The 25,208-nt window shown below is 65.9% G+C and carries 26 protein-coding genes and 1 riboswitch; of the genes, 15 read left to right on the top strand and 11 right to left on the bottom strand.

Annotated elements, in window-relative coordinates; genetic code table 11:
• Positions 1-11: 11 nt before the first annotated feature.
• Positions 12-1,445, top strand: coding sequence for a threonine/serine exporter family protein (locus BKA23_RS02810; protein ID WP_145225281.1), 1,434 nt, complete (start codon positions 12-14; stop codon positions 1,443-1,445).
• A gap of 217 nt (positions 1,446-1,662) precedes the next feature.
• On the opposite strand, the gene BKA23_RS02805 is transcribed toward BKA23_RS02810, so the two are convergent.
• On the bottom strand, positions 1,663-3,312 hold the full coding sequence (locus BKA23_RS02805) for a PH domain-containing protein (RefSeq protein ID WP_145225279.1): 1,650 nt from the start codon (positions 3,310-3,312) through the stop codon (positions 1,663-1,665).
• Positions 3,309-3,791: a PH domain-containing protein gene (locus BKA23_RS02800; RefSeq protein WP_145225277.1), complete on the bottom strand. Its 483-nt coding sequence runs from the start codon at positions 3,789-3,791 to the stop codon at positions 3,309-3,311. Before BKA23_RS02800 ends, BKA23_RS02805 begins: the two co-directional genes overlap by 4 nt.
• A 60-nt stretch (positions 3,792-3,851) precedes the next feature.
• Between BKA23_RS02800 and BKA23_RS02795 the strand changes: the two genes are divergently transcribed.
• The 4 genes from BKA23_RS02795 to BKA23_RS02780 are packed head-to-tail and all read left to right on the top strand — an operon-like array spanning position 3,852 to position 9,706.
• Positions 3,852-4,829 (top strand): hypothetical protein, encoded by a 978-nt coding sequence (locus BKA23_RS02795; RefSeq protein WP_145225275.1) that lies wholly within the window; start codon positions 3,852-3,854, stop codon positions 4,827-4,829.
• Positions 4,826-5,467 (top strand): DUF5134 domain-containing protein, encoded by a 642-nt coding sequence (locus tag BKA23_RS02790; RefSeq protein ID WP_145225273.1) that lies wholly within the window; start codon positions 4,826-4,828, stop codon positions 5,465-5,467. Before BKA23_RS02795 ends, BKA23_RS02790 begins: the two co-directional genes overlap by 4 nt.
• Positions 5,464-7,464 (top strand): cytochrome c oxidase assembly protein, encoded by a 2,001-nt coding sequence (locus BKA23_RS02785; RefSeq protein WP_145225271.1) that lies wholly within the window; start codon positions 5,464-5,466, stop codon positions 7,462-7,464. The genes BKA23_RS02790 and BKA23_RS02785 overlap by 4 nt, the downstream gene beginning before the upstream one ends.
• Entirely contained in the window at positions 7,451-9,706 is a 2,256-nt protein-coding gene (locus BKA23_RS02780; RefSeq protein WP_281287523.1) for a heavy metal translocating P-type ATPase, read from the top strand. The genes BKA23_RS02785 and BKA23_RS02780 overlap by 14 nt, the downstream gene beginning before the upstream one ends.
• On the opposite strand, the gene BKA23_RS02775 is transcribed toward BKA23_RS02780, so the two are convergent.
• The gene (locus BKA23_RS02775) at positions 9,621-10,505 is read right to left on the bottom strand and encodes a M56 family metallopeptidase (protein WP_145225269.1); all 885 of its coding nucleotides are present in this window, start codon (positions 10,503-10,505) and stop codon (positions 9,621-9,623) included. The genes BKA23_RS02780 and BKA23_RS02775 overlap by 86 nt on opposite strands.
• The gene (locus BKA23_RS02770) at positions 10,502-10,867 is read right to left on the bottom strand and encodes a BlaI/MecI/CopY family transcriptional regulator (RefSeq protein ID WP_145225267.1); all 366 of its coding nucleotides are present in this window, start codon (positions 10,865-10,867) and stop codon (positions 10,502-10,504) included. Before BKA23_RS02770 ends, BKA23_RS02775 begins: the two co-directional genes overlap by 4 nt.
• A 442-nt stretch (positions 10,868-11,309) precedes the next feature.
• On the opposite strand from BKA23_RS02770, the gene BKA23_RS02765 reads away from it, so the two are divergent.
• The 5 genes from BKA23_RS02765 (at position 11,310) to BKA23_RS02745 (ending at position 14,994) form a co-directional block, all read left to right on the top strand.
• Entirely contained in the window at positions 11,310-11,573 is a 264-nt protein-coding gene (locus BKA23_RS02765; protein ID WP_145225265.1) for a type II toxin-antitoxin system Phd/YefM family antitoxin, read from the top strand.
• Entirely contained in the window at positions 11,570-11,830 is a 261-nt protein-coding gene (locus tag BKA23_RS02760; protein WP_145225263.1) for a type II toxin-antitoxin system RelE family toxin, read from the top strand. Before BKA23_RS02765 ends, BKA23_RS02760 begins: the two co-directional genes overlap by 4 nt.
• Positions 11,831-12,009: 179 nt before the next feature.
• Positions 12,010-12,146, top strand: a riboswitch (adenosylcobalamin (AdoCbl) riboswitch).
• 45 nt (positions 12,147-12,191) lie between these two features.
• Positions 12,192-13,193 (top strand): ABC transporter substrate-binding protein, encoded by a 1,002-nt coding sequence (locus BKA23_RS02755; RefSeq protein ID WP_145225261.1) that lies wholly within the window; start codon positions 12,192-12,194, stop codon positions 13,191-13,193.
• Positions 13,190-14,212, top strand: a complete 1,023-nt coding sequence (locus tag BKA23_RS02750; RefSeq protein WP_145225259.1) for a FecCD family ABC transporter permease — start codon at positions 13,190-13,192, stop codon at positions 14,210-14,212. Before BKA23_RS02755 ends, BKA23_RS02750 begins: the two co-directional genes overlap by 4 nt.
• A complete protein-coding gene (locus tag BKA23_RS02745) occupies positions 14,176-14,994 on the top strand; it encodes an ABC transporter ATP-binding protein (protein ID WP_211841576.1) in 819 nt (272 codons plus the stop codon). The genes BKA23_RS02750 and BKA23_RS02745 overlap by 37 nt, the downstream gene beginning before the upstream one ends.
• A gap of 87 nt (positions 14,995-15,081) precedes the next feature.
• Here the strand turns inward: BKA23_RS02745 and BKA23_RS02740 are convergent, their stop codons facing one another.
• Together BKA23_RS02740 and BKA23_RS02735 are read right to left on the bottom strand one after the other, a co-directional pair.
• Complete coding sequence (locus BKA23_RS02740) at positions 15,082-16,377, bottom strand: DUF2786 domain-containing protein (protein ID WP_145225257.1); 1,296 nt, start codon at positions 16,375-16,377, stop codon at positions 15,082-15,084.
• A 119-nt stretch (positions 16,378-16,496) separates the two neighbouring features.
• The gene (locus tag BKA23_RS02735; protein WP_145225255.1) at positions 16,497-16,880 is read right to left on the bottom strand and encodes a winged helix-turn-helix transcriptional regulator; all 384 of its coding nucleotides are present in this window, start codon (positions 16,878-16,880) and stop codon (positions 16,497-16,499) included.
• A gap of 87 nt (positions 16,881-16,967) precedes the next feature.
• Here BKA23_RS02735 and BKA23_RS02730 point away from each other — a divergent pair, with 87 nt between their 5' ends.
• Positions 16,968-17,615, top strand: coding sequence for an NAD(P)-dependent oxidoreductase (locus BKA23_RS02730; RefSeq protein WP_145225254.1), 648 nt, complete (start codon positions 16,968-16,970; stop codon positions 17,613-17,615).
• Between the two features lie 104 nt (positions 17,616-17,719).
• Here the strand turns inward: BKA23_RS02730 and BKA23_RS02725 are convergent, their stop codons facing one another.
• A complete protein-coding gene (locus BKA23_RS02725) occupies positions 17,720-18,439 on the bottom strand; it encodes an SDR family NAD(P)-dependent oxidoreductase (protein WP_145225252.1) in 720 nt (239 codons plus the stop codon).
• An 84-nt stretch (positions 18,440-18,523) separates the two neighbouring features.
• Here BKA23_RS02725 and BKA23_RS02720 point away from each other — a divergent pair, with 84 nt between their 5' ends.
• Complete coding sequence (locus BKA23_RS02720) at positions 18,524-19,108, top strand: TetR/AcrR family transcriptional regulator (RefSeq protein WP_211841575.1); 585 nt, start codon at positions 18,524-18,526, stop codon at positions 19,106-19,108.
• 76 nt (positions 19,109-19,184) lie between these two features.
• Here the strand turns inward: BKA23_RS02720 and BKA23_RS02715 are convergent, their stop codons facing one another.
• Complete coding sequence (locus tag BKA23_RS02715; protein ID WP_145225248.1) at positions 19,185-20,081, bottom strand: LysR family transcriptional regulator; 897 nt, start codon at positions 20,079-20,081, stop codon at positions 19,185-19,187.
• Positions 20,082-20,166: 85 nt separating this feature from the next.
• On the opposite strand from BKA23_RS02715, the gene BKA23_RS02710 reads away from it, so the two are divergent.
• On the top strand, positions 20,167-20,946 hold the full coding sequence (locus BKA23_RS02710; protein ID WP_145225246.1) for an alpha/beta fold hydrolase: 780 nt from the start codon (positions 20,167-20,169) through the stop codon (positions 20,944-20,946).
• The gene (locus BKA23_RS02705; RefSeq protein WP_145225244.1) at positions 20,946-21,476 is read left to right on the top strand and encodes a carboxymuconolactone decarboxylase family protein; all 531 of its coding nucleotides are present in this window, start codon (positions 20,946-20,948) and stop codon (positions 21,474-21,476) included. Before BKA23_RS02710 ends, BKA23_RS02705 begins: the two co-directional genes overlap by 1 nt.
• 712 nt (positions 21,477-22,188) lie before the next feature.
• Here BKA23_RS02705 and BKA23_RS02700 read toward each other — a convergent pair.
• Complete coding sequence (locus BKA23_RS02700; RefSeq protein ID WP_145225243.1) at positions 22,189-22,569, bottom strand: hypothetical protein; 381 nt, start codon at positions 22,567-22,569, stop codon at positions 22,189-22,191.
• 146 nt (positions 22,570-22,715) lie between these two features.
• Positions 22,716-23,063: a DUF3024 domain-containing protein gene (locus BKA23_RS02695; RefSeq protein ID WP_145225241.1), complete on the bottom strand. Its 348-nt coding sequence runs from the start codon at positions 23,061-23,063 to the stop codon at positions 22,716-22,718.
• 152 nt (positions 23,064-23,215) lie between these two features.
• Between BKA23_RS02695 and BKA23_RS02690 the strand changes: the two genes are divergently transcribed.
• Complete coding sequence (locus BKA23_RS02690; RefSeq protein ID WP_145225239.1) at positions 23,216-24,370, top strand: zeta toxin family protein; 1,155 nt, start codon at positions 23,216-23,218, stop codon at positions 24,368-24,370.
• A 474-nt stretch (positions 24,371-24,844) separates the two neighbouring features.
• Here the strand turns inward: BKA23_RS02690 and BKA23_RS02685 are convergent, their stop codons facing one another.
• Positions 24,845-25,165: a hypothetical protein gene (locus BKA23_RS02685; protein ID WP_145225237.1), complete on the bottom strand. Its 321-nt coding sequence runs from the start codon at positions 25,163-25,165 to the stop codon at positions 24,845-24,847.
• Positions 25,166-25,208 lie beyond the last annotated feature (43 nt).

Below are 25,208 nucleotides of genomic sequence, written 5' to 3'. Positions count from 1 at the left end.
CAGTGGCCCGCATGCCCGAGGACCAGTCGTCACCACGGCGACACCTGCCGGGGCAGGAACTGCGCACTCGCGCCGGTCGTACCCTGCGGGCCCGCTCCACCCCACGGTTTCCGGTTGGTGCGCCGGGCGACGAAAACGGCCCGGCAGACCTGCACGCCCGTCAGGTCATCGACCTGAGCCTGCGCGTCGGGGAAGCCATGCTGGCCACCGGCGCCAGCGCCGCAGACGTCACCGCTCTCGTGTTGCGGATGACGCGTGCGTATGGCGTGCGTTCGGTGCAGGTGGACGTGACCTACACCTCGCTGACGATCTCGTATCACCGTGGTGCGCTTCGCGATCCGATGACCGTGATGCGCATCGTGCCGGCCTCGCAGGTGGACTACAGCCGCCTGGAGCAACTACACGACCTGGTGCGCGAGGTGACCGCCGGTTCGCTCGACCCGGCAGCGGCTCGGAATCGCCTGGAGACAGTGCTTGCCGCACCGCACCCGTACTACCGGATCACCGTCACCTGCGCGATGGGCCTGCTCGGTGCGGCCGTCGCGGCACTGCTCGGTGGCGATCTGCTGCTGATCGTGCTGTGCGGCGTGATCGCGGCCGTCGTCGACCGCGCCCAGCGCTGGCTGTCCATGCACGGCATCGCGGCCTTCTTCTGCCAGGCGATCGGCGCCGCCATACCTACCTCGATCGCCCTGGGGATCAACACGCTCGGCGAGCACGGCTGGCACGTATGGCGGCACGAGCCGGCGTCCGTGGTCGTCGCATCGGGAGTGGTGGTGCTGCTCGCAGGCCTGTCACTGGTCAGCGCCGCGCAGGACACCATCGACGGCTTCTACGTCACCGCGTCGGCCCGGCTGATGGAGGTGATCCTGCTCAGTGGCGGCGTCGTGCTGGGCGTCATCGGCACTCTCGCTCTCGCCAAGCGTCTCGGCGCGCGACTTGCCATCTCACCCGCGGTGAGCTTCTCGCCGCACCTGCTGCTGGCTGCGGTCGCGGCTGCGGCGATTTCTGCGGCCTTCGCCATCACCGCGTATGCCGGGCGACGTGCCACAGCACTGGCAGCCGTCGCCGGGGCAGTGGCGTGGGTCGTCTACGAGGTTGCCGAACATGCGACCGGCTCCGCACCGGCTGCCTCGGCCGTCGCGGCCCTGATCGTCGGTGTCTTCGCCCAGGCCGTGGCGTGGCGTTTCCGGGTGCCGGCGCTGGCCGTCGCGACCTCGGGAATCGTCGTGCTGCTGCCGGGTCTGGCGGTCTACCGCGGGGTCTTCCAGATCGTGCAGCACGAGTCGTCGTCGGCGGGAATGAACACGCTCTTCGGCGCGGCCGCGATCGGCCTCGCGCTCGCGTCCGGGGTCACGCTCGGTGCGCTGCCGAGCCGGGTGCTGCGTGCGGATCGCACCCAAAAACGCATCATGCGGCGTTCCCTGGGTGACACCCGCAACTAGCGCGGCTGATTGCGCGAGCGGTGTGGGCCACGTGGGCCACTGCTTCTCGGCCCCCTGCCCTGCCCCGCATCGTGGGGCACCGCAGAGGGAGCGCCGAGGGGGCCCGCCGGACGCGGATATGTCGAGCTACACGGTCGCGCGCTCGGCAACCGGGTAGCCGAGGTACACGCCGCGCGCTTCGGCGCACGCTGGTGCGCTCGGCGGTTGATCGCGTCCGTCAGCGCAGGAACTGCTCGAGGTGGCCCGGCAGGATCTGGCCCGCCAACGCGCTGACCTCCGCAGCCGCGACGTCGAGCACGGCATACTCCTTGTCCCCGGCAGCGGTCGCCAGCGACACCGTCGCCACCCCCGCGCGCCGTTGAAAGAACGACCGCCTGACGGTGACGCCGACCGCGCCGGACAGCTCGATCACGTTGGTGGACATGGTGATCGAGCCGGCGCGTGTGATCAGGAATCGCTCGGTCACCGCGTGACCCAGCCAGTGCGCGCGACTGCGCCCCAGCACCGGAGCCACCAGCAGCGGCACCCCAGCCAACGCGACGAAGGCCCAGGGCGCCTGCCCGGCGAGAGGCACCGCGACGATCGCGGCGACCACGACCAGTGCGCCGCCGAACACCCGTGTGTAGCGCCGGCGCGTCGCAGCGGGGCCGTGGTGCATCAACGGCAGGTCGAGCACGCCCGGCGCCCGCAGCACCAATTCACCCGTCTGCCGGACGACCCCGGCCGGCGACGGCGGCGTGAGCGTGGAGCTCATGGCCTTGCCGTCGTCCTTGACGCCGGTGGTGATCGCATCCAGCCGCGCGCCACCGACCCACCGCAGCGGGATCGGCCGGTGCTCCTCGACCCCCCGCAACCGGATGGTCGCCAGTGACGTCGCCCGTGTCGTGACCAGGCCACGACTCACGTGCAGCGTCCCACCGATGTCATCGCGCGTGAGCCGAAAACCGTGAAATGCCAACAGATAGGCAACCAGCGACAGCACCACCACGGTCACGAGCAGCAGCACCGCAGCGGTGACGACGGCGACCGTGGTGCCGTGCGATGCAACATCGCTGGCGGTGTCGCGCACCGTCGAGCTGGTGGCCGGATTGAAACCCGTGTCGCGGAACAACTGGCTGCCGACGGCGACCACCGCCAGCGCGGCCAGCAGCCCGGCGGGCCCGAACGGAGCGAACCGGATCCACCCCGGATTCAGCTGATACAGAACATGTTCGGCGGAATCGAAGGTGGTGTATGCCGCAGGCATGCCTCCGGACATGCCCGTGCCACGTGCCACCGGCACACCCGCCTCGGATGCCCGATCGGCACCTGCGGCGGCATCGACATCCGTGCGCCGACCGGCAGGCGCCGTCGCATCGGCATCCGTGCGCCGACCGGCACGAGCAGGGTGCAGCAACTCACCGCGCAGCGCTGCTGCCTCCGCTGTCGTGAGCCCGTCGAGTTTGAGCGCCTTCTCTCCCGCGCCGGTGCCGATCCGCACCTCCGCCAGACCGAGCAACCGGTGCAGCGCCGGAGCGGTCACGTCGACCGAGCGGACCCGGTCGATCGGCGCGGTCACGGTCGTGGCGTTGACCAGCCCGCGCCGCAGTTGCACCTGATCGTCGGTGAACCGGTAGGTCGTGGTGTACCACCGCGCCGCCCCGAGCAGCACTGCCGCAACCATCGCGCCGAGCCCCCACCAGTTCTCGCCGCCGCCGGTCGAATGGCCGACGAAGACGATCGCGATCAGCAGCGGCAGATATCTCGCCACCTCTCGCACCGGATGGATCGCCAGCATCCGCAGGTTGAGCCGTCGCCATCGGTCACCGCGAGGCATCGTCGGTGCCGTGCCGGCGATCGACGCGTCGCGGGCCGGCGGCTCCGTCACGTCGCGTCACCCGGGTCAGCAGCGGTCACGACAGTCAGGTCGGTCGCGATCTGCTCGGCCAGCGAGCGTGACAGTCCGTCGATCTTCAACTCGCCCTTGGCGGATGCCGTCGTGACCCGCACCGACGCGAGACCGAAAAGCCTTGCCACCGCTCCGCGTTCGGTGTCGACGGTCTGAACTCGCGAGATCGGCGCGATGCGCTGCTCGATGGTCAGCCACCCCCGCTGGGTGTAGACCGCGGTGTCGGTGACCTCCCACCGGTGGATCCGGTAGCGCCCCCACGGCACGACCACGACGCCCACCACCGCCATCACGATCAGGAGCAGAAAGGCCGCGTAACGCCATACTCCACCGAGGCCTCCCCAGATCGACCATGCGGTCAGGCCGGCTGCCAGCACGACCACGCCGAGCAGATTCTCCGTGGCCCAATAGGCCCGCGCCCGCGGGTCCACGAGCCGTGCGGGCGGTCTCAGCTGCATGCGGCACAGCCTCTCACGAGGGCCGGCAGCCACTGTCTCTACACGTTGTAGAGTTATTCGGTGCCGTCATCCAGCCTCGCTCCAGTGCACCCGGAGCCACAGCTGACCACCACAACCGAGCCGACGGACCTGCGGCGACGACTTCAGCTGGTGCTGGCCTTGTTGTGGCTGATCGACGGACTGCTGCAACTGCAGTCGTACATGTTCACCAAGGCGTTCTCCTCCGATGTGATGGCCGCCTCCGCCGCCGGCAACCCCGGCTGGGTCCAGGACACGATCACCTGGGCCGCTCGCATCGTCGGTGACAACCCGATCTGGACCAATGCCGTCTTCGCGCTGATCCAGTTGCTGCTGGGGGTGCTCATCGCCTTCCGCCCGACGGTGCGTCTGGGTCTGTTGGCCTCGATCGGTTGGTCGCTGGCCGTCTGGTGGTTCGGCGAGGGCCTCGGCGGCTTGCTCTCCGGCGGAGCGACTCTGCTCGACGGAGCACCGGGCGGGGTGCTGCTGTATGCCGTCGCCGCGGTCGTCCTCTGGCCCGTCCAGGCCGAGAGCAGGTATGTCGCAGCCCGCCCTCTCGGCGTCGGGCTCTCACGAGGCCTGTGGGTGCTGATCTGGGGTGGCCTCGCGCTGCTGAACCTGCAGTCGTCCAATCGAACACCCCAGGCGGTGCACGACCTCATCGCCTCGATGGAGGCCGGCAATCCCAACTGGCTGACCTGGCTGATGCGGCATGCCGCACAAGCGTCCGCGCATCACGGCGTCAGCGTGGCGATGGCAGGGGCCGTGCTGCTGGCGCTGATCGCGGCGGGCATCTTCCTGCCCCCCGCAACTCGTCGCGTCGTGCTGATCGTCACGATCGTGCTGACCGCGACGGTCTGGGTTTTCGCTCAGGCTCTTGGAGGAATCTTCAGTGGTCAGGGCACTGATCCGAACTCGGCGCCACTGCTGGCACTATTGGTGGTCGCCTACTGGCCACGCGGCATACACAAGCAGGGCCCACGCAATCAGGGCACACAGGAGCAGGGAATCCACGGATGACGGACATGATCGGACCAGGGTGGCTCGCCGCCTGTTTCGGTGTCCTCGCTCTCGCCTGCAGCCTCATCTGCGGCTACCGCCTGGTGCAGGCACGCCGCGGTCGGCGTCGCACCGACGTGCCTGTGGAGGTCTGCCACGGCCTGATGGGCGTGGCCATGGTCGGCATGCTCATCCCCGGCACGAAGCTCACGGGGGACGGCGGACTGGCCTGGGCCTGGCTGGTGGTGTGGATCGGCTTCACCGCGTGGTTCGGCTACGAAGTGCTCCGCGACCGTGCGCGTCGCCGGCGTAGCGCACTGGCCCACCGTGGCGCGCATCTGGTGCTCGCCGCGGCAATGGTCTACATGTTCGCGGTGGTGCTGCACGCGGCGCACACGTCTGCCGCGCCCTCAATGTCCGGCATGAGTGGCATGTCCGGATCGTCGAGTATGCCGCCGCTGGTCACCCTCGATCTGGTGCTCGCGGTCGGCCTCGCGGCATACGCCGTGGTGCTGCTGGACAGAATCGGATCGCGGCCGACACCGGCAGCCGGCTCCTCCCGCACCGGCGCGGTCGCGCGCGCCATACCGGTGGATACGGCGGTGCACATCGTCATGGCCGTCGTGATGTCGTACATGTTGGTGATGATGCTGTCGTGACGACGCGAACAGCGACACCCCCCGCCACATCGACCACCGACCGACGCCCACTCGGGGTGCCGAGCCGCGTGTTCGCCCTCAGCGCGCTGCCCCTGGTGATCGTCATCGTCGGTGTCGTCGCGATCGGTGCACGCAGCTACCACTCGATCGACCAGAATTTCCCGGGATATCCGACGGCTCTCACCAGCGGCCTGCTGCAACTGGTCGTCGCTGTCGCGAGCACCTTCTGCCTGGGCTGGTGGGTGCTCGTGCTGTGCATCAAACCGCGCCGCGGTCGTGGCCGTATGGCGATCGGTGGCAAGCGCGAACTCGTCCCCGCCTTGTGGGCGGCACTCATCTGGGGCACCGCGAGTTTGGCTCTGGTTGCTGTCGATTCGGCCGATGCCGCCGGCGAGCCGCTGTCGTTCCTGGATCGCGCCGGCGCGTTCGGCTATCTGATCGAGGCCAACTACCTGCCGCGCGCCTGGATCGTCACGACGGTGTGCGCCTTCGTCATCGCGGGCATCACGTTGGTTGCCATTGCATGGGATCTCATCGCCGTCGTCGCCGTGCTCGGCGCCGTAGGGGTGCTGGCGCCGGTCGTCGTCACGCAGGTGCTCATCGGTCCCAACCACGACTTCGGCGGCGACAGCGCAATCATCGGCACACCGGCTTTCGTGCTTTTCTCCGGAGTCGTGATCACGACCGTGTGCCGCGGCCGGATTCTGCTCGCCAAACCCGTCGCCGCGCGCCGGTTGCGCACGGTCGCACTGATCAGCGGGCTGGTGGTGCTCGCGACCGATCTGGTGGTCGCGTGGTTCGAGCTCGCCGGCAAGGCACCGTGGTCGTGCTCGACGGGGTGGCTGTTCATCGCCAAGGACGTCCTGGTCATCGCGGCGATGCTGCTGGTGTGTCGCGGGCGGGGCATCCGAGGGCGAGTTCCGGCATACAGCGCGGCTTTGATGCTTGTTGCTGCACTCGCGCTGGACGTCGTACGTCAGCGGATCCCCTCTCCGCAGTACTTCACGCCGACGACGATCGCGGAAAACTTCTTCGGCTTCAATGTCACTCGCAATCCGACCTTCTGGACCCTCGTCACCGCATGGCGACTCAACATCCTGTTCGCGGTCATCAGCGCCGTCGGCATCGGGCTCTACCTGTGGGGCGTCGTGCGGATGCACCGACGGGGCGACAGGTGGCCGCTGGGGCGGACGATCGCCTGGGTGCTCGGCTGGATCGTCATCTTCGTGTGCACCTCCAGCGGCCTCGGGCGGTATGCCGGTGCGTCCTTCGACGTGCACATGGCCTTCCACATGGCGGTCAACATGCTCGGCCCGCTGCTGCTGGTGCTCGGCGGGGCAATGACCCTGGCACTGCGCGCCACGACCGCGCACGGCCCGAACGAGGCGGCCGGGCCCCACGAGTGGGTCACCGCACTGCTGAAGTCGCGGGTGATGCGCTGGATGTACAACCCGCTGGAGGTCTTCGTCTTCTTCATCGGATCGTACTACGCGCTGTACTTCACTCCACTGTTCGAAGACACCCTGCGCTTCCACTGGGCCCACCAGTTGGCCTACCTGCACTTCGTGATGATCGGCTATCTCTTCTACGGACTGGCGATCGGCGTCGACCCGCCGCCGCGGCCGTTGCCCTATCTGGGCAAGCTGGCGATGATCCTGGCGGCGATGCCGTTCCACGCGTTCTTCGGCGTCATCGTGATGACCCGCTCGGGAGTCATCGCCCAGACGTTCTACAACTACCTCAACGAGCCCTGGATGACCGACCTCGCCTGGAACCAGTATGTCGGCGGCGGAATTGCTTGGGCCGCAGGGGAATTCCCGCTGGTCATCGTGATTCTCGCACTCGTGGTGCAGTGGGCCCGCCAGGACGCCAGACAGGCACGACGCGTCGACCGGCACCTGGATTCCGGCGCCGACACGTCCTACGACGCCTACAACGAGATGCTCGCACGATTGGGCGCGGGTGCCGGAAGGACGACCGTCCGTGACGACGACTGAAACCCACCAGTCGACCCGCCTCGAGAAGTTCGAGCTCGACGTGGGCGGTATGACGTGCGCCGCGTGCGCCAACCGGGTCGAGCGCAAGCTGAACAAACTTCCCGGCGTGCAGGCGACCGTCAACCTCGCGACCGACCGTGCCGTGGTCACAGGATTGCCGGACGACGAGGTCGGCACCGCGATCGCCGCGGTCGAGAGCGCCGGCTACACCGCTGTGCTGCACAATCCCGACGACGACGCGTGGACCCGCCGCGCAGCCGAGATGCGGCTCAGTTCACTGCGCCGCCGGCTCGCGGTGTCGGCGCTGCTGACCGTGCCCTTGTGCGACCTGACCATCCTGCTCGCACTCGTGCCGGGCTGGCGGTTTCCCGGCTGGCAGGCACTGTGTGTGCTGCTGGCGGTGCCGATCGTCACCTGGGCGGCGTGGCCGTATCACAAGGCGACCTGGCGAGGTCTGCAGCACGGGGTGCTGAGCATGGACACGCTGGTGTCGCTCGGCGCGCTGGTGTCCTTCGGCTGGGCGCTCTATGCCCTGCTTCTGCATCCGGCATCGACGCCGGGCTACTGGCTCGGCTTCGGGCACACGCCTCCCGGCGCCGACGCGATCTACCTCGACGTCGCGGCCGGCATGGTGACCTTCCAGTTGGGCGGTCGCTACTTCGAGACACGCTCGCGCGGGCAGGTCGGCGACGTGATGCAGGCGCTGGCCGGTCTTGCAGTGAAACAGGCTCGCATCGTTGATGATTCAGGCACCGAGCGCGTCATACCGTCCGAGGATCTGCGAGTCGGTGACCGGTTCGTGGTGCTGCCCGGCGAACGCATCGTCACCGACGGCACCATCGCGTCCGGCAGCGGCAGCGTCGACACTAGCGCGATGACCGGCGAATCCACCCCGGTCGAGGTCACCGGCGGCGACACCGTGGTCGGCGGCACCACCAATCTGACCGGCCGCCTGGTCGTGACCGCCGATGCCGTCGGCGAGCGCACCCGGCTGGCACAGATGGCCGCGATCGCCGACGACGCGCAACGGCGTAAGTCTCGCGCGCAGAAGGTCGCCGACCGGGTCACCGGCTATTTCGTGCCTGCGGTGATGATCCTGGCGGTGCTGGTCGCCGTCGGTTGGCTGGTCGCCACCGGCTCGGCCGACCGCGCGATCGCCAACGGCGTCGCGGTGCTGATCATCGCCTGCCCGTGCGCTCTCGGCCTGGCGACACCGACCGCGTTGATGGTCGGCGTGGGCCGAGGCGGCCAACTCGGCATCCTCATCAAGGGCCACGACGCCTTGGAGATGAGTGGCCGGATCGACACCGTCGTCTTCGACAAGACCGGCACCCTGACCAGCGGCAACATGCGGGTTCATCAGGTCGACACGTTCGGCGGCCGCTCCGAGATCGACGTCTGCCGGTATGCCGCGAGCCTCGAGTCCGCCTCCGAGCATCCGATCGCGGCGGCCATCGTGCGCCACGCCGAACAACAGGTGGGGCGCCCGGAGGCGCCGGCCGAGTTCACCGCCCTGCCGGGAGCCGGCGCGCGGGGTCTCGTCGACGGTCACGAGTGCCTGATCGGTAGCGCTGACCTGATCACGGGTCGCGGCATCGTCATCGACGAGGCGGCAAGCGCCGTGCAGTCTGCCGCCGACGACGGCGACACCACCGTGTTGCTTGCCGTCGACGGCGTCCTCGCTGCGGTCTTCGCCGTGAGCGACACCGTGCGCGGGTCTGCCGCACCGGCCGTCGCGGCGCTGCACGACCTGGGGCTGCGCACCGTGCTGCTCACCGGTGACTCCCCGGCAACGGCTGCCGCGGTCGCGGAGCGGCTCGGCATACAGGAGGTTCGGGCTCGGGTCCTGCCCGACCAGAAGGCTGCGGCGATCGAGGAGTTGCAGGCGCAGGGTCGGTGCGTGGCGATGGTCGGCGACGGCATCAACGACTCGGCCGCGTTGGCGACAGCGGACCTTGGTATGGCGCTGGTCCGCGGCACCGACATTGCGATGAAGTCCGCCGACGTGATCCTGGTGCGCAATGACCTGCGGGTGGTCGTCGACGCAGTTCAGTTGTCGCGCAAGACCTTTCGCACGATTCGCGGCAACCTGGTGTGGGCCTTCGGATACAACGTCGCAGCGATTCCGATTGCTGCGGCAGGCCTGCTGAACCCGCTCATCGCCGCCGCGGCGATGGCGATGAGCTCGATGCTGGTGATCTCGAACTCTTTGCGGCTGCGTAACTTCGAGCCGCACCGCTGAGGCGGCCGGCTGCCGGGGTATCGGCGTTGATGGCGAGCAGCCGCTGCGCTCGCAGGTCGGCGCCCTCGGCGACGCCCAACCGGTGCATCGCATCGAGAGCACCGACGCACGCGGTGGGGCCACAAACCCGGGCCGCCACATCGTCGGCGGCGAGTTCGACCAGCAGGTGCACCGACCGCCGGAAGCTCCGACCGGCCGGCAGCCACGGCATCGTGTCGTAGGCCAGGCAGGCGGTCGAGGCGATCAGGTCGTGCCGCCAGCGCAGATGCGCCCGCTCGTGCTCGATCACGGCGCGCAGCTGGGCCGGGTCGAGCGACTCCACCAGTGCGCGGGAAACCACGATCTGCGGGCCGCCCACGCGGGTGGACATGGCAAGCACACGGTCGGTGTCGACATACCGCACCTCGACCCCGGCGACGACCTGCGTGCGATAGGTGCGGCAGGCGGTCAGCAGCAACAACTCCGAGCGGGTGGCCGACGTCGAACGGGCTCGCACCTCCCAGCGTGAGGTCAGCAGCGCGATGACCGCGCCGACGACGATCAGGGTGACCCAGGCGAGGATCACGACCGCGGTCGGCGCCAGCCACGCCTGGCCGGTGTGTCGGTTACCGCGGATCGCGGCGGCAACAACGGCGACTGTTGCGACGACGAAGGCGAGGCAGCCGCCGCAGAAGATCACCACCCAGGTCGCGAGCGCAGCGGCAGGGTGGCGGATCGACCAGCGCTCCGGCCGGCGCAGCAGTGGCGCGGACGCCGTGAGTGCGATCGCCAGGACGAGCGCGACCAGCACGAAGGTCATCCGGCGAGGCCACCCAGCGCGCGCCGCAGGGCCGCGGTGTCGTGCTCGTCGAGGGATCCGGCGAACTGCGACAGCACCGCCTCGCGATCGGCAACTCGTTGCAGCATGGAGTTCATTGCGTCGGCGACCTGCTCGGACTCAGGTCGTGTGGCCATGAAGGTCGCAACAGCGGTGGCCTCGGATCGCTCGACCAGACCCTTGGCCTCCAAGCGGCTGAGCACGGTCAGCAACGTGGTCAGCGCCGGGCGTACATCGTCGGGGAACTGTTCGCGCAGCGCGCGGCTGGTCAACGGCTGGTCGGCATCCCACAACCGGCGCAGAATCTCGGTCTCGAGACCGCCGGGAGCACGCCGTTTCGCCATACCCGAATTCTACCGAACTGTTGCGCTGGCAGGCATTCACGCCAGAAGACGGACGGGGCCAACTGGCACGATGGTCGGCATGTGGTCGACGCCGGCGCAGCGCGCGCAGACCGCGGCCGAGTTGGCACGCAACGCCAGCCTGAGCGGGTTGAGTCTGGAGCAGATCGCGCACCAGTGCGACTGGTCGATCTCGCGTACCTCGACGCACTGGCCGCGGACGGCGCAAACCCCTCTCGATGCAGGCCGCTTGCGCGAATAGTCACCCGGCTAATGGCCCGAAGGGATTGTCGAGACAGCTGAGCAGGCTCGTTCTGGTGGCCCCGCTGGCGTGTTTCGTCTCACCCAACTCGCAGCGGAGGACGAGGCTTCAGGTCGGTTATCGACGAATCACGCGTAACGTACAAGATGTACATCTGGCGCATCTCGGGATAATCTGATGTGCATGAGTGAGTTCACGAGTCAGGTTTCTGTAGCGGACTTGCGGACCACGTTGAGCGACACGATCAACCGTGCGGCGTACGGACACGAGCGGGTCGGCATCACCCGCCGTGGCAAGGTCACTGCGGTGCTGGTCTCGGTCGAGGACGCTATTCGGCTGGAGCAGTTGGAGGATGAGGCTGACCTGGCTGCCTACCGGGCGGCAAAGGCGGCCGACGACGGCACCCGGATCAGCCTGGACGACCTGCTGGCGGACACGGACTCGTGAGCGGTTATGCCGTTGACTTCACGACCGCCGCGGCGCGCATGGTCCGCCGATTGGATCCACCGATCCGTCGACGCATCCTGGCAGGTATCGCCGGCTTGGCGGCTGACCCGCGACCGGACGGTGTCCGGAAGCTGTCCGGTGCAGAGAACGCGTGGCGAATTCGGATCAGCGCCTATCGCGTCATCTACGAGATTCACGACAACGCACTCGAGGTGCTTGTAGTCGAGGCCGGGCACCGTCGCGAGGTCTGTCGATAACAGGGGCTCGACATGCATCGCATCGGGTGGAGATCACCGGCGAAGTCGTCCGGACCAGATACGGCCATATACGGGCGCTGTCTATATATGGTCGTATATGGAGCCCTGTGCAGCGCCGACAACAGGCTGGCGCAGGCTCAGGTGGTAGCGTCCACGGGTTCGACCAGCACCGTCATACGTGCTGATCGGCCGCGTGATGGGCACGCGAAGCCGGTGTGATTCCGGCGCTGTCCCGCAACTGTGACACTCCCCGGAGTGAAGCCAGGTCGCCTCCCGTCACGTGACGACATCGACTCTCGCGAGAAGAGCGGTGCGCGGCGACTCGTGCCTCCTTCTCCAGTGCAGAAGGACGGACCCACCGATGACCTCCCGACCCGGCATAACGCGGCGTATGGCGACCGCTGCCGCAGCCGTACTCGCTCTCGCCACGATGGCCGCCTGCGGCAGTAGCGGCAGCAGTGCAGCGAAAAGCGCTGACAGCTCTAGCAGTTCGGCATCGGCCGGCGCAAGCGGCGGCTTCCCGGTCACGGTCAAGGCCGACGGCGGTTCGGTGACGCTGAAGTCACAGCCGACGCGCATCGTCTCGCTCTCGCCGACCGCGACCGAGGATCTCTTCGCCATCGGCGCCGGCCCGCACGTCGTGGCCGTCGACTCCGCATCGGACTACCCCGCCGATGCGCCGCACACCTCACTCAGCGGACTCACCCCCAACATCGAGGCGATTGCGAAATACCGTCCCGATCTTGTGGTGGCTTCCATGAATGCCGGCGGCCTCGTCGCGAACCTCGCCAAGCTCGGCATACCGGTCATGATCGAACCGACCGCGACCAGCCTGCAGGACGCCTACGACCAGATCGACCAGATCGGTCAGGCCACTGGCACCAGCACCAAGGCCGCGACGGTCGTGTCAGGGATGAAGTCACAGATCGCGGCATCCGTCGCCAAGGCCGGCAGCAGCCACTCCGACCTGACCTACTTCTGGGAGGTCAGCGCCAACCCGTACTACAGCGCCACGTCGAGCACCTTCATCGGTCAGGTCGTCGGACTGTTCGGTCTGAAGAACATCGCCGACCCCGCCAGCAAGGCCGCCGACGGCGGATACCCCCAGGTGACACCGGAATTCATCGTCACCGCCAAGCCCGACATCATCTTCCTGTCCGACGCCGATGCCGCCGACGGCGGTCAGACTCCCGCCATCGCGGCCAAGCGTCCGGGTTGGTCGGCGATCCCCGCCGTCAAGAACGGCGAGCTGATCCCGATCAGCGGCGACATCTCCTCCCGCTGGGGTCCGCGTCTGCCGCAGTTCGTCGCCGCGATTGCCGCAGCGGTCGAGGCCGCCTCGGCGCACTCCCCCGCCGCGTGACCGCTCGCCGGCGACCGCACTGGCTGTGGCCGGTCTCCATCGGTTTTCTGGTGGTGGCCGTCCTGGTCAGTTCGGTCGTCGGCGCCGCGGACCTCAACCCGTGGGACACCACGGTCGCGCTGCTCGACCGGCTGCCCGGCGTCGACCTGCACTCGGGGCTGAGCTCGCTGGACCAGGACGTGCTCGTGCAGATCCGGTTGCCGCGGATCGCGCTCGGCGCGCTCGTCGGCGGCCTGCTCGCGATCGCCGGCGCCGGCTACCAGGGCGTCTTCCGCAATCCGCTCGTCGACTCCGGACTGCTCGGCGCATCGGCCGGCGCGGGCCTGGGTGCGACCCTTGCAGTGGTGTATGCCGGAGGGCCGGGTGGCATCGCGGTTCCGCTGGCGGCATTCGTCGGATCGCTGACCGGTGTCGCGCTGGCGGCAGTCGCCGGCCGGGCCAGTGGTCCTGGTGCGGCGTCGCTGCTGCTGGCGGGACTGGCCGTCTCACTGTTCCTCACCGCTGTGCAAACCCTTGTGCTGCAACGGTCTTCGCAGGATATCCAGCAGGTGTACACCTGGCTGCTCGGCTCGCTGTCGGCCGCGTCCTGGCAGCAGATGTGGCAGATTCTGCCGTATGCCGCAATCAGCACCGTGCTGATCCTGTTGCACGGACGGCAACTCGACGTGCTGTCGGTCGGCGACGACGAGGCCGCGTCGCTGGGGGTGCACCCGGGTCGTGTCCGGATGGCGGTGATCGCGGCCTGTGCGCTCGCCGCGGCGAGCGCGGTCGCGGTGAGCGGCCTGATCGGCTTCGTCGGGATCGTCGCACCGCACATCGTGCGGCGCCTCGGCGGTGAGTCCTATCGAGTGGTGTTGCCGTTGTCGTTCATCATCGGCGCGGGCTTCTTGGTGCTGGCCGACACGGTGTCACGCACGATCCTGTCGCCGGCCGAACTGCCCATCGGAGTCGTGACCTCGGTGATCGGGGCACCGATCTTCCTGTGGGTGCTGCGATCGACCCGGGCTGGCCGGTCATGACCGACGTGCGCATCCGCGATGTCAGTGTCGCCTTCGAGACGACGCCAGTGCTGCGAGACGTCACCACCGCTGCGGCCGGCGGCGAGTGGCTGGGCATCATCGGTCCGAACGGCGCGGGCAAGTCGACGCTGTTGCGTTGCCTGGCCGGTCTGCAGTCGTATGCCGGAGACGTCAGCGCAGGTGGCGTGGATCTGCGCACGCTCGGCACGCGTGACCGGGCCAGGCTGGTGGCCTTCGTGCCGCAGTCGCCGGTGCTGCCGGAGGGCATGAGCGTGCACGACTACGTGCTGCTGGGACGCACGCCATACGTGAGCTATCTGGCGAATCCGGGCCGGGCCGACCGCGCGGTGACCGCCGAAAGCCTGGAACTGTTGCACCTGCAGGGTTTTCGTGATCGGCAGCTGCAATCGTTGTCCGGTGGGGAACGCCAGCGGGCGACCATCGCCCGCGCGTTGGCGCAGCAGCCGAAGGTGCTGCTGCTGGACGAACCGACGTCGGCGCTCGACATCGGTCACCAGCAGCACGTGCTCGAACTGGTCGACGAGCTGCGCGCCTCGCAGGACCTGACGGTGTTGTGCACGATGCACGATCTGACGCTCGCAGGTCAGTTCTGCGATCGGCTGACCCTGCTGCATCACGGCCGCGTCGAGGCGGAGGGCACGCCGCGCGAGGTCGTCACGCGCGAACGGGTCCAGCAGGTGTATGACGCGAGCGTGGACGTGACGCTCGGCATCGACGACCGACCGGTCGTGGTGCCGGCCCGCAGGCAACGACAGCCCTAGCCGTCAGCGCCGCCCGACACGAAGTCCGCCCGAGACGAAGTCCGCTGGGCGCGAAGTCCGCCAGGCACGAACCGTGCGACTGCCGGCCTATCCGGCGCGGCCCTCGATACCCGTCCCACCGAGCCGCGCTCGGTCCGCGGCGCCCGCGCCGGAGTGCCAGCCCTCGGCATCCTGCCCGGCGCGCACTCTGCGGTGGACCAGCGCAGGAAACATCGCCTGGAAGGCGGCATCGACCTCGGCAGCCCGTTGCGCGAGCAACGGCACCAGGTCACGCCCGCCTGACCGGCTCTCGTCGCCGGCGACGGCATCGGCTTCGGCGCGGGTGACGTCTGTGAGGCGTTCGCCGATGCGAACTGCGAACCCCTGCAGGAAGGACGCACGGAACGACTTGGTGCGCGAGCGGCCCTGCCCGTCGGAGCGGGAACCCTCCCTGGTCATCGCATGGGTCGCCTGCACCAACAGTGAGGTGAACAACGTCTCGACCGCATCAACATCCGCGCGGTGGCCGACGACGGTGCAGAAGCCGACCTGCTTGAACCACACGGCACGGCACCGGTTGGCATCGGCAATCTCGCTCAGCAGCAAGGCCTTTGCCGACTCGTACGGGTTCTCGACGCCGATCCGTCGGGCGCCCGGCGCGGTCGGGGCCTTCTGATCGGCGGCCAGCAGAGCCGCGTCGATGCTGTGGCGTGCCATCAGTGCCTGCGCACCGGCGGTGAAGGTCTCGGCCTCCGCCTCGAAGGTGGTGGATTCGGCTTTTGCCAGCAGCGCACGCACCCTGCTGAGGATGCGCTCGTCGACCTCGCGCACCTGTGTCGATGCAGCGTCGTCGGAAGTGTCGCGCGGTGTCGCCTGGCCCGGCAGTGGGCCGAGGACCTCCAGTTGTGGCAGTGCCGTCAGGAAGTGCAGCACCTTGATCGTGGTCGTGGTCAGGGCCCACGATCCGAGGCCATTGCGCCGCCGCGCCTCGATGAACGACACATCGGGTGACCACCAGGTTTCAGCATCGAGCTCGCGCAACTGACCGTGCCAGTGCTCGTCGATGGTGGCCGCGGCATACGTGCTCAACTCGTCGGCGATCGCGTCAGCGAGCACCGGCAGGTCACTCGCCTCGAGCTTGCGCAGCGCGTAACGGTGCAGGTCCGCCGGCTGCCACCCACCACGCCAGGCCGCAGCGAGGGCGCCCCGCAGCAGATCGCGCGCCGACATACCGAAGGATCGGCACCCGGTCGCCGAGTCGGCCAGGACGACCAAGTGACCCACCTGGTCGTCGAATTGGCGCAATGCGCGCCTGTTCAGACATGCCACGGCGTGCCAGATCTGCTGCTGGATCTGCTCGGTATCGCCGAAACCAGCGGCCGGACTGTCAGTGGTGATGCGCACTCTCGCACCTCGCTTTCGTTGCGCCCATTCTGCGATGCGGCTGGCCGGCGGCCGCTCCGGCGGATGGCGCTGTGTGGATGAGGACGTGTTCGCGCACCCGTTGTGGATGACGCCGGCGTTCAGTCGTTCTTGTCGTACGCGCTCTGCGAGGCAACGACATCGCCGAGGTGCTCGATCGACCACTCCTGCAACGCCTGCAACGGGCCGAGCAGCGTCCGGCCGGCCGTCGTCAGCGAGTAGACCACCCGCACCGGCACCTCCGGATAGACGGTTCGCGTGATCAGGCCGTCTCGCTCCAGACCCCGCAACGTCTGGGTGAGCATCTTCTGCGAGATGCCCTCGATCCGCCGCAGCAACTGCGAGAAGCGCGCATCGCCGCCACCGAGCACACCGATGATCAGCACCGTCCACCGATCGCCGATCCGGTCGAGGATGCGCCGGGTCGGACAGTCTGCGACATACGGATCGCCGATGAGGGCGGTAGCCGTTGATGTGGTTACCACAAAGTGCCTACTTCCCGTTGGTAACTAACTCTCTTAGAGTAGTCGGTGACACCCCAACAGGGAAGATCTGACAACGAAAGGCACCACATGTCCTCCATCTCCGTCATCGGCGGCACCGGATACGCCGGCTCGGCGATCGTCGCCGAAGCTGCATCCCGCGGCCACAAGGTCACCTCGCTCAGCCGCACGGCGCCGGCCGCACCCGTCGAGGGCGTCATCTATCTCGAGGGCGATGTGACCGACGAGTCGACCCTCGCCAACGCTGTGCACGGCGCGGAGGTCGTGGTCGCGGCCCTCGCCCCGCGTGGCGCGCTCGCCGAGAGATTCCGCGACGTCTACCGCTCGATCGCCCGGCTGGCAGATGCCGAAGGCGCGCGGCTGTTCGTGGTCGGCGGCTACTCCTCACTGCGCCCGGCAGCAGGAGCACCGCGGTTCGTCACCGACCTCAGCCACGCCCCCGCCGAGCTGCACCACGAACTCCAGACCGTCGCCGCCGTGATCACCGACGATCTTCCGGCGACGCCGGACTCACTGGACTGGGTCTTCATCAGCCCAGCCGGCACCTTCGGATCCTTCGCACCCGGCGAGCGCACCGGCCACTACCGCGTCGGCACCGATGTCGCGGTCGAGCCGTCGGACGGCGGCTCCATCTCGGGCGCCGACTACGCCATCGGCTTCGTCGACCTCATCGAGAAGGCCGACCACCACCGCGCTCACCTCAACCTGGCGAACTGATCACCCCGGGCTGTATGCCGCAGCCCGTCACGGCGTCAGCGGTCGCGCCGCGCCGGAGATCGCGACGCGTCGGCCATCCGCGATCATCGACATCCGAGCAGCCGTCAGCGGTCGAACAGATCCGCCGGGTAGGTGACTTCGTGGGTGTGCTGGTTGGTGTGCATGTTCCAGAGCAGGTCCGCCAGTTCGGCGGAGTCGACCACCGGCAGGTCGATGACTGGTTGACCTGCCGCACGTGCCGTTTCCTGCTGTGTGTGAAATGCGCTGTTCGAAATGGTGGCACCGATGTACAGCCGTCCGACATACACGTGTTCGTCGGTCACTGCGGCCTGGAGTGCCTGCAAGTAGTTGCGTTGGGCGCCCAGGACCGCGGTGGCCGACAGCTGCGGCATACCGATCACAGCACTCGGCGCGGTAGCGGCCAGGATGGCACCGTGCCCACGGCTGATCATGTCGGGTAAGAACTCGTGGACGAGATCGACCAACGCATAGAGAGCGACCCCGATGACTTCACGCAGGTCCGCCGAGGTGAGATCGGCGACGGGAATGTATCCGCGGACCCCGGGCGCGTAGTACACGATGTCGGGAGTGCCCATGGCACCGCGGATCTGTTCCGCCAGCTGAACACCGGCGCCTTCTTCGGATAGATCTGCAGCGATGATGTGCACCTTCGCTCCCTCGTCCGCCAGCTCCGCCCGCAATGTCTCGAGTTGGTCCTGACGACGAGCGATGAGTATGACGGTGTAGCCCTCACGGGCGTGGCGGCGGGCAACAGCAAGCCCGAGCCCAGGCCCGGCACCAACGACAGCAATGGATTTCGGCATGTGACACTCCTCGTAGAATCCAGAGTTACAAACAATCTGACGACCAGGTTAAGTTTACCCTTGGGTCAATTTAAGGGATGAATGGTGAGTGACGGCGACAAGCCGCGTGAGGCACTGCGAGCGGATGCGGCACGCAACGTCGGGCTGATCCGCGAGGCCGCACTGGGTGCCTTCCGCGGCCGCGGCCTGGACACCCCCCTCGCTCAGATCGCAGCCGCGGCGGGGGTGAGCAAGGCCACCATCTACAACCATTTCGGGGGGCGGCCCGGTCTTATCGATGCGGTGATCACCGAATTGGTCGCCGGTGAGCTCTACCCGGCCATGGAGGCTGCGCGCGCTGAACCTGACCCCTGGCTACGCATAGCCGGTTGGGTCGAGGCCCGACGAGACCTGCAGTACCGCGAACCAGCCTTCACCGACGCGATGATGGGGAACTACCCCGAGGCGACGTCGCTGGCCACGCTTGCCAGTGCCGTCACCGCGTTCACGACCCGCATCGTGAAAGACGGCCATGATGCCGGCGTTCTACGCCGTGACCTCACCGCGAGCGACCTGTTCTGGGCCGATGTCGGCAACGGGCTCGCCCTGCGCGAGATGCGCATACCCACACGCCGGGACTACAACCGTCGGACACGCCAGTTCATTGATGGCCTCCGCCTGCGCGGATAGGCCGCACACGAACATCGCGTGGGCCCGCCGCACCGGTCACGTTGCGCGCTGCCGGCCGTCGGGCGGTCGCTCGGCCTCAGCCGCCGTCGGCGACACGAGTGCGGTCGAGGACGAGGCGTGCAAGGGCGTCCGCGGCCGGGCGGACCGGCCGGTTCTTCGGCAGCACCAGAAATGTCTCGAATCTCGGGGTCGGAGTCAGCGTGACCACGGCGACGTCGGTCAGTGGTGGAGCGGAACTCGGTGCAACGATCGCGATGCCGAGCCCGGCTCGGACGAGGTCGACGACAGTCGCGACGTCACCGACCTCTATCTCGATCCGCCGTCGAATTCCCCGTGCAGAGCAGAGTCGATCGGTACTGGCGCGACTGCCCCACCCGAGAGGCACGTCGATGAACGGCTCGTCGGCCAGATCGGCCAGCCGAACGTCTCGGCGAGCGTTCCAACGGTGGGTGCGGGGACAGATGAGGACCATGTCCTCGACGCTGAGCCTGGTGAGTTTCACTGAGCGCGGCTCGTCGGTGTGTGCGGTGGCGAAGGCGATGTCGAGTTCGTCGTCCTCGACGCCGCGGATCAGCCCGGCCGCACCGTCCTGCTTGGTCTGCGGGCGCAGTTGGACGCCGGGGCGCTCTTTGTGGAGTTGAGTGAGTGAGTCGGCGACGGCGACTGGGAGAAGCGAGTGCATGACGCCGATGCGCAGAACGCCGCGTAGTCCGCCGGCCACAGCGGCGACAGCATCGCGGGCGGTTTCGACAGCGGCGAGGATGCGCCGAGCCTCGATCGCCAGGACCGCACCAGCGTCGGTGACCCGTACCCGGCGGGTGGTGCGGTCCAACAGCGTCACGCCCAACTCGCGCTCCAACTGCTGGATGGCTGTGGAGAGACCGGACTGCACGACGTGGACCTCGTCGGCGGCACGACTGAATCCGCCCGCCTCCACGACGGCGAGGAAGTACTCCAATTGGCGGAGGTTCACAGCGGCACATTCTATCTGAAATTGCGATCAATAGTATCGCAACTCATCGTTGGACTAGATCTCTTGATCGCACGATCATAGAGAGATGCACTACGTACGTACTGGCCCGCGGAGCGGATGCCCTGCACTGCTCCTGCACTCAGCCGGTCTCGATCTGACCTACTGGGACGCGCAATTTGCAGCGTTGTCCACCGAACGCGACGTGATCGCGGTTGACCTACCTGGCCACGGACGCTCCGCGGGCGCCGCCGAAGACATCGAGATCGGCCGGATCAGGTCCGTCGTCGCCGCCTTCATCCGAGACCTCGACATCGGCCAAGTCGACCTGATCGGCCTGTCGGTCGGCGGATTGATCGCTCAGGCAGTGGCCGTCGAGCATTCGCCGCTCGTGCGTTCGCTCAGCCTCCTCGACACGGCAGCAAAGTTCAGCACCAGCGCGCAAACGGCCATGCACGAACGCGCAGACCGAGTCCGTGACGCCGGCATGGTCGCCATACTCGACGAACTCTTCGAGCACTGGTTCCTGCCAACGACGCGAGCGGCACGGCCGGACCTGATCGACCGCGCCACCAAAACCCTCCTGCACGACGACCCGTCGGCTCACGCGGCGCTGTGGGACATGATCGCGAACTTCGACGCAGCAGATCGCCTGGCCGAGATTGCTGTTCCGACGCTGGTGCTCGTCGGTGAGCACGACTCGAGCTCGCCGATCGCCTCGGCCAGGATGTTGCACGACGGGATCGCGAGAGCCGAGTTGCAGGTGTTGCCGGACGCGGCACATCTCGCCCCGATCGAAACGCCGCGGACGGTCAACAACCACCTCCGCGCGTTCCTCGGATCGCGCGATCTCGACGGAGGCCGCTGATGTCACGCATTCCATTGGCCGACGTCCCATCGCTCAACTCGGTGCAGCGCGCTCAATATGAGCGATTCCCGTCCAACCTGACGCGCACGGTGCTGCTCCTCGACGAGCGCCTGGGCGCACAACTGCCGGCGACAGCGAACGCCCTGCGCGCCTCCGATCTCGACCCGGCCGTCCGCGAGGCCGTCATCCTGCGGGTGGCAGCACTGCACGACAGTGCCTACGAACGGCTCCAGCATCTCGGCCAGGCCCACGCCACCGGCTGGACCGACTCTGACATCGAGAACATCGAAACCGGCAACTACCAGGACATGTCCGATGGTGTGGCGGCGGTACTCACCTTCGTCGACGCGCTTGTTGCCGGCGACGATGTGCCAGATCCGGTGTTCGCTGACGCGCGCGCCGTCCTCAGTGACCGTCACGTCGTGACTGTCATCGTTCTCGTCGGGCACTACATGACCGTGGCCCGACTGACCCGCGTGCTTCGGGTGGAACTGGACGACCACCCAGACAACTGGACTGCTGAGCACTGACGCCGGGGCCACTACACGAAACGACATTTCAACGCGGCAACAGCGGCGCGTCGTCAGGCACACGCGCAACGACGGGTGCGCACATCGGCGCGTTCGGCCGCCGAGACCACCCAGGGACACCAAAAACGCGGCACCTTGCGGTACCGCGTCCTCACAACCCTCGGCGACAATTTTCATGTCAGGGGTTCTAACGTTTCACTTTTGGTGGAACTGGTCACCCGACACGCGAACCTTTCGTACCAGCACAGCGGAATAGTGCAAGCAGTGAACGCAGCCTCAGTTCCACGAACCACGGCATCGAGCCCGTTCGCGGCGATGCGAGTCACCGATCGCCTATCGACCACGCAGCGCGCTGCTGTGCTCGCGGCCTACGCGAACAAGGAGTCGCCGAGTGTGCTAGCTACGCAGTTCGGCATCTCTCGCCAGTCGGTGATCAACCTCATCGACGAAGCAGGACTCCCCCGCCAGATCCGACGCATGAGTGACGAGCAGGTAGACGAAGCGATTCGACTGTACGAGTCCGGCTTTTCGATAGCTCAGATCGTCAGACGTGTCGGGTTCAGTAGTCGAGCGATCTGGCACCAACTAAACAAACATGGTGTGCAGATGCGCGATTCACACGGTCGATACTAATGTTCCAATGACCCTACAGTCATTGCGTGAATTTCTCTACGTTAATTGCACTCGTAGAACAAACCCGTGCGAAAACTTGCTACTTCAAACTGATAACAAACAGAGTCGAGTTGGTGTCCCCAATCCCCGCGCTCTCCGCTGAAATAATTTCGTATTGGTACCGAACCGCTTGATCGGGAAGTTTTAGGCCACGCACCTTGAAGAATTTACTGGCACCAATGAAGGCTCCGTACCCTTGCGTGAAGTACACAGGGAATGCTCCTTCGTCTTCCTCGCGAGTAAATGAAATGGCAACAGAGCTGGACAATTCGTCGTAGTACATGCGAGACCTGGAGCCCTTGCGGATCCCATGAGCCGCAATAAACGACTTGGGAAGACCGATTCGCCCGCTCCTTGTGATCGAAATTCCTCCGACGTGGCGATCACCACTGTACGGTGTCTTCTGAAAATTGTAACTCATGAACAATACAATTATAATAAATATTCGAACAAATTCAACATGTCGTGTCTATCCGTCTTCACAACCGAAGCGACCTACCAGGAACAGCCTCAGAGGAAAAGTGGTCGTTGGTTCCTGTAACCTGGCCAGCGTCTCCAGCGAACGTCTTAGCCGAAGAAGCAGCCGTCCGCGTCTTCCTGAATCAGCAGCATCGGGGTCGCCAGGGTGCGGTATCGCTTCCCTGGCTCGTAATCCACCCATTTGCCAGAGCCGCGCATCCACTGCAGGCGCCAATAGCCATCCGTACGAGGAAAGCGCGCAATCGGGATCGAAGACCCAGATTCGTTCTCGCTGAGCACGATCGATCCTAGCCCTTCCTGGAGCAAAAGAAACCAACGAGCGTCGGACGCTGAATTTCTTCGAGCCACCCATTCGCGGAGAGCGTCAACGCTGCTGCGAGTTTTCGCAAACTCGCGGAAGTCCGAGGGTCTAGCCTGATCGATGTTGTCATCCATAGTTCACTATAAATATAACAAATATTCCCCATTTATGGCAATTTTTCAACCTGCAACCGACGGTGTGGTTCATACATGCATGAATTGCATGAAACCGGCGAAGGTGAAATACTATAATCAATCGCATTGAGTCAGAACGGAGGTGAATGTAAATGAGTAAACGACCGAAATATGAATCGATCCCTGATGCAGTGGTTGCCGATCACATACGATTCGAGGTGATACTTGAATCAATTGCTCGAGAGATCGGCTATTACGTACATCTCGCTGATGCCGTTGATCACGAATCCACTGATGCCCAGAGGTACATGGATGCTATTGATGGCCTTGAGCAGATGCGACGAAATCTCAGCTGCGATAGCCCTGTGGCGTTGGCAGTGATCGAAGGAGTGCTGCGGGTTGCGGGCTTCGCGCGTCAATCGGACGCTCCGAGTGGCGTGGCCGACCCGGGACTATCAGCTCCGCATTCAGTGGAACTGACAGACGACCAAAATGGAGAGCGCTTTGAAAGGATCATCTTCCCGAGTCTGTACAGACACGTCCACCCCGTCGACTCACCAACAGTTCAGTTCTTCGCCGCACAGCCTGGCGCCGGGAAGTCTGTTATCCAAAGCCGTGTTCGTGACCAGCTAGTGGCACGCGACGGAAGCAACTCAGTGATGACGATTGGAACCGATGTATATCGCCCATACCACCCAGCGTATTGCCTCCTGATTCAGGAAGACACTGAAAAAATGGCGTCGCTCACCAACCCTGACACGCGAAAATGGATGGACTGCGCCATTGCATACGCCCAGCGCCTTCGATCCCATGTGCTCCTCAACACGGCTTTCAAGAATCCGGAAAAAGTGCAAGCACTTGCCCGCCGATACCGCACCAAGGGATTTGATACGCACTTCCACCTGATCGCCGTAAACGAACTTGTCAGTCGAACTCGAGCCATTGGGTTATACCTTGACCGAATCGCTCTTTATGGCCCAGAACGCTATGTACCACCCGCCGCCGATGGCGCGGCATACAAACAGATCCCCAGCATACTCGACTCGCTGGTTGACTCTGGACAATTCTCCTCGATTACTCTCTATGATCTGAACGGAGAGTTACTCACGACCTTAGGATCTTCTGATGCCGCCGCTAAGCTCGAGACGCTAGAAATATTGCGTAAAGTGAGCACAGCACCAGTCGATCCGAGTCCACTAATCCAACAGCTCGAACAATGGCAAAGAGCAGCTTCCACTCGCAATTTGAACTGCAAGGCTCTACACGCCGATATCGAAGAACTCATTCAACGCATTGGAAACCAGTAGCCTCTCGGTCCTTACTTCGCATGCAGCCCAGCATTGCCCCCTTCTTGAAGAGAACGCACGTAATGGTCAATCGACCGCAGTATTTCCAGGAACTTTGAAATAATGCAGGGGTGCGCGATGCGGCGTACTAGCCGTTAGTGTCGTCGCCCAGTAGCCTTGGGAGCGCTGGGGCGAGGTATTGCTGATTGGTCTTAAAGTCCACTTGCCAGAACAGCTCATCCATCGTAATCGCCAGTAATCACCCCTCCAAGGAGATCGTGCGATCAGCGTTGGAATACCAGATTCGTCCTCGCTGAGCACAAGTGGGGCCGGCTCGGCCCCCAACTCCCGCATCCTGACTAGCTGCATCTCCCGATCATCCTTGCAATCAAGAGGATCCAAGCTCAACCGACATCGGGATTTGTGAAGAACGCAGCAGGAACGTGAGTTCTTCGGGAAGAAGATTGCCACGGCCTTGATGGCAATAGCAAAGTGTTATCTGCCCCGCGGCTTGATCACCACGATCAGGGTGCCGATGAGCACGTACACCTCGCGCGCTGCCCGCTCGAGCCGGGCGGCAAGCTCAGAGATGACAGTCGAGTCGACTGCCCCATCGGTCGTGAGCGTCGCGATGACGGTGAGTACGCCGTCATCCGCGTGGAAATCGACGTCGTCAACGTCAACAATCACTCGGCCGCCGGTCAGCCCGATACGTGACTGGCCGGTGACGGTGGAAGCCCCGACGCCGTTCCCGGCCACCGGGCTCGTAACGGCGGACGCTGTCCCCGCACCCAACACCGTGACCAGGACGGTCACGAACGCTGCTAGGAAGACAAGCACCCAGCAACAAGGGGAATTC

The sequence above is a fragment of the Rudaeicoccus suwonensis genome (assembly GCF_007829035.1).
GTDB classification, from domain to species: Bacteria; Actinomycetota; Actinomycetes; order Actinomycetales; family Dermatophilaceae; genus Rudaeicoccus; species Rudaeicoccus suwonensis.
This window is presented reverse-complemented; position numbering and strand designations above follow the sequence as displayed.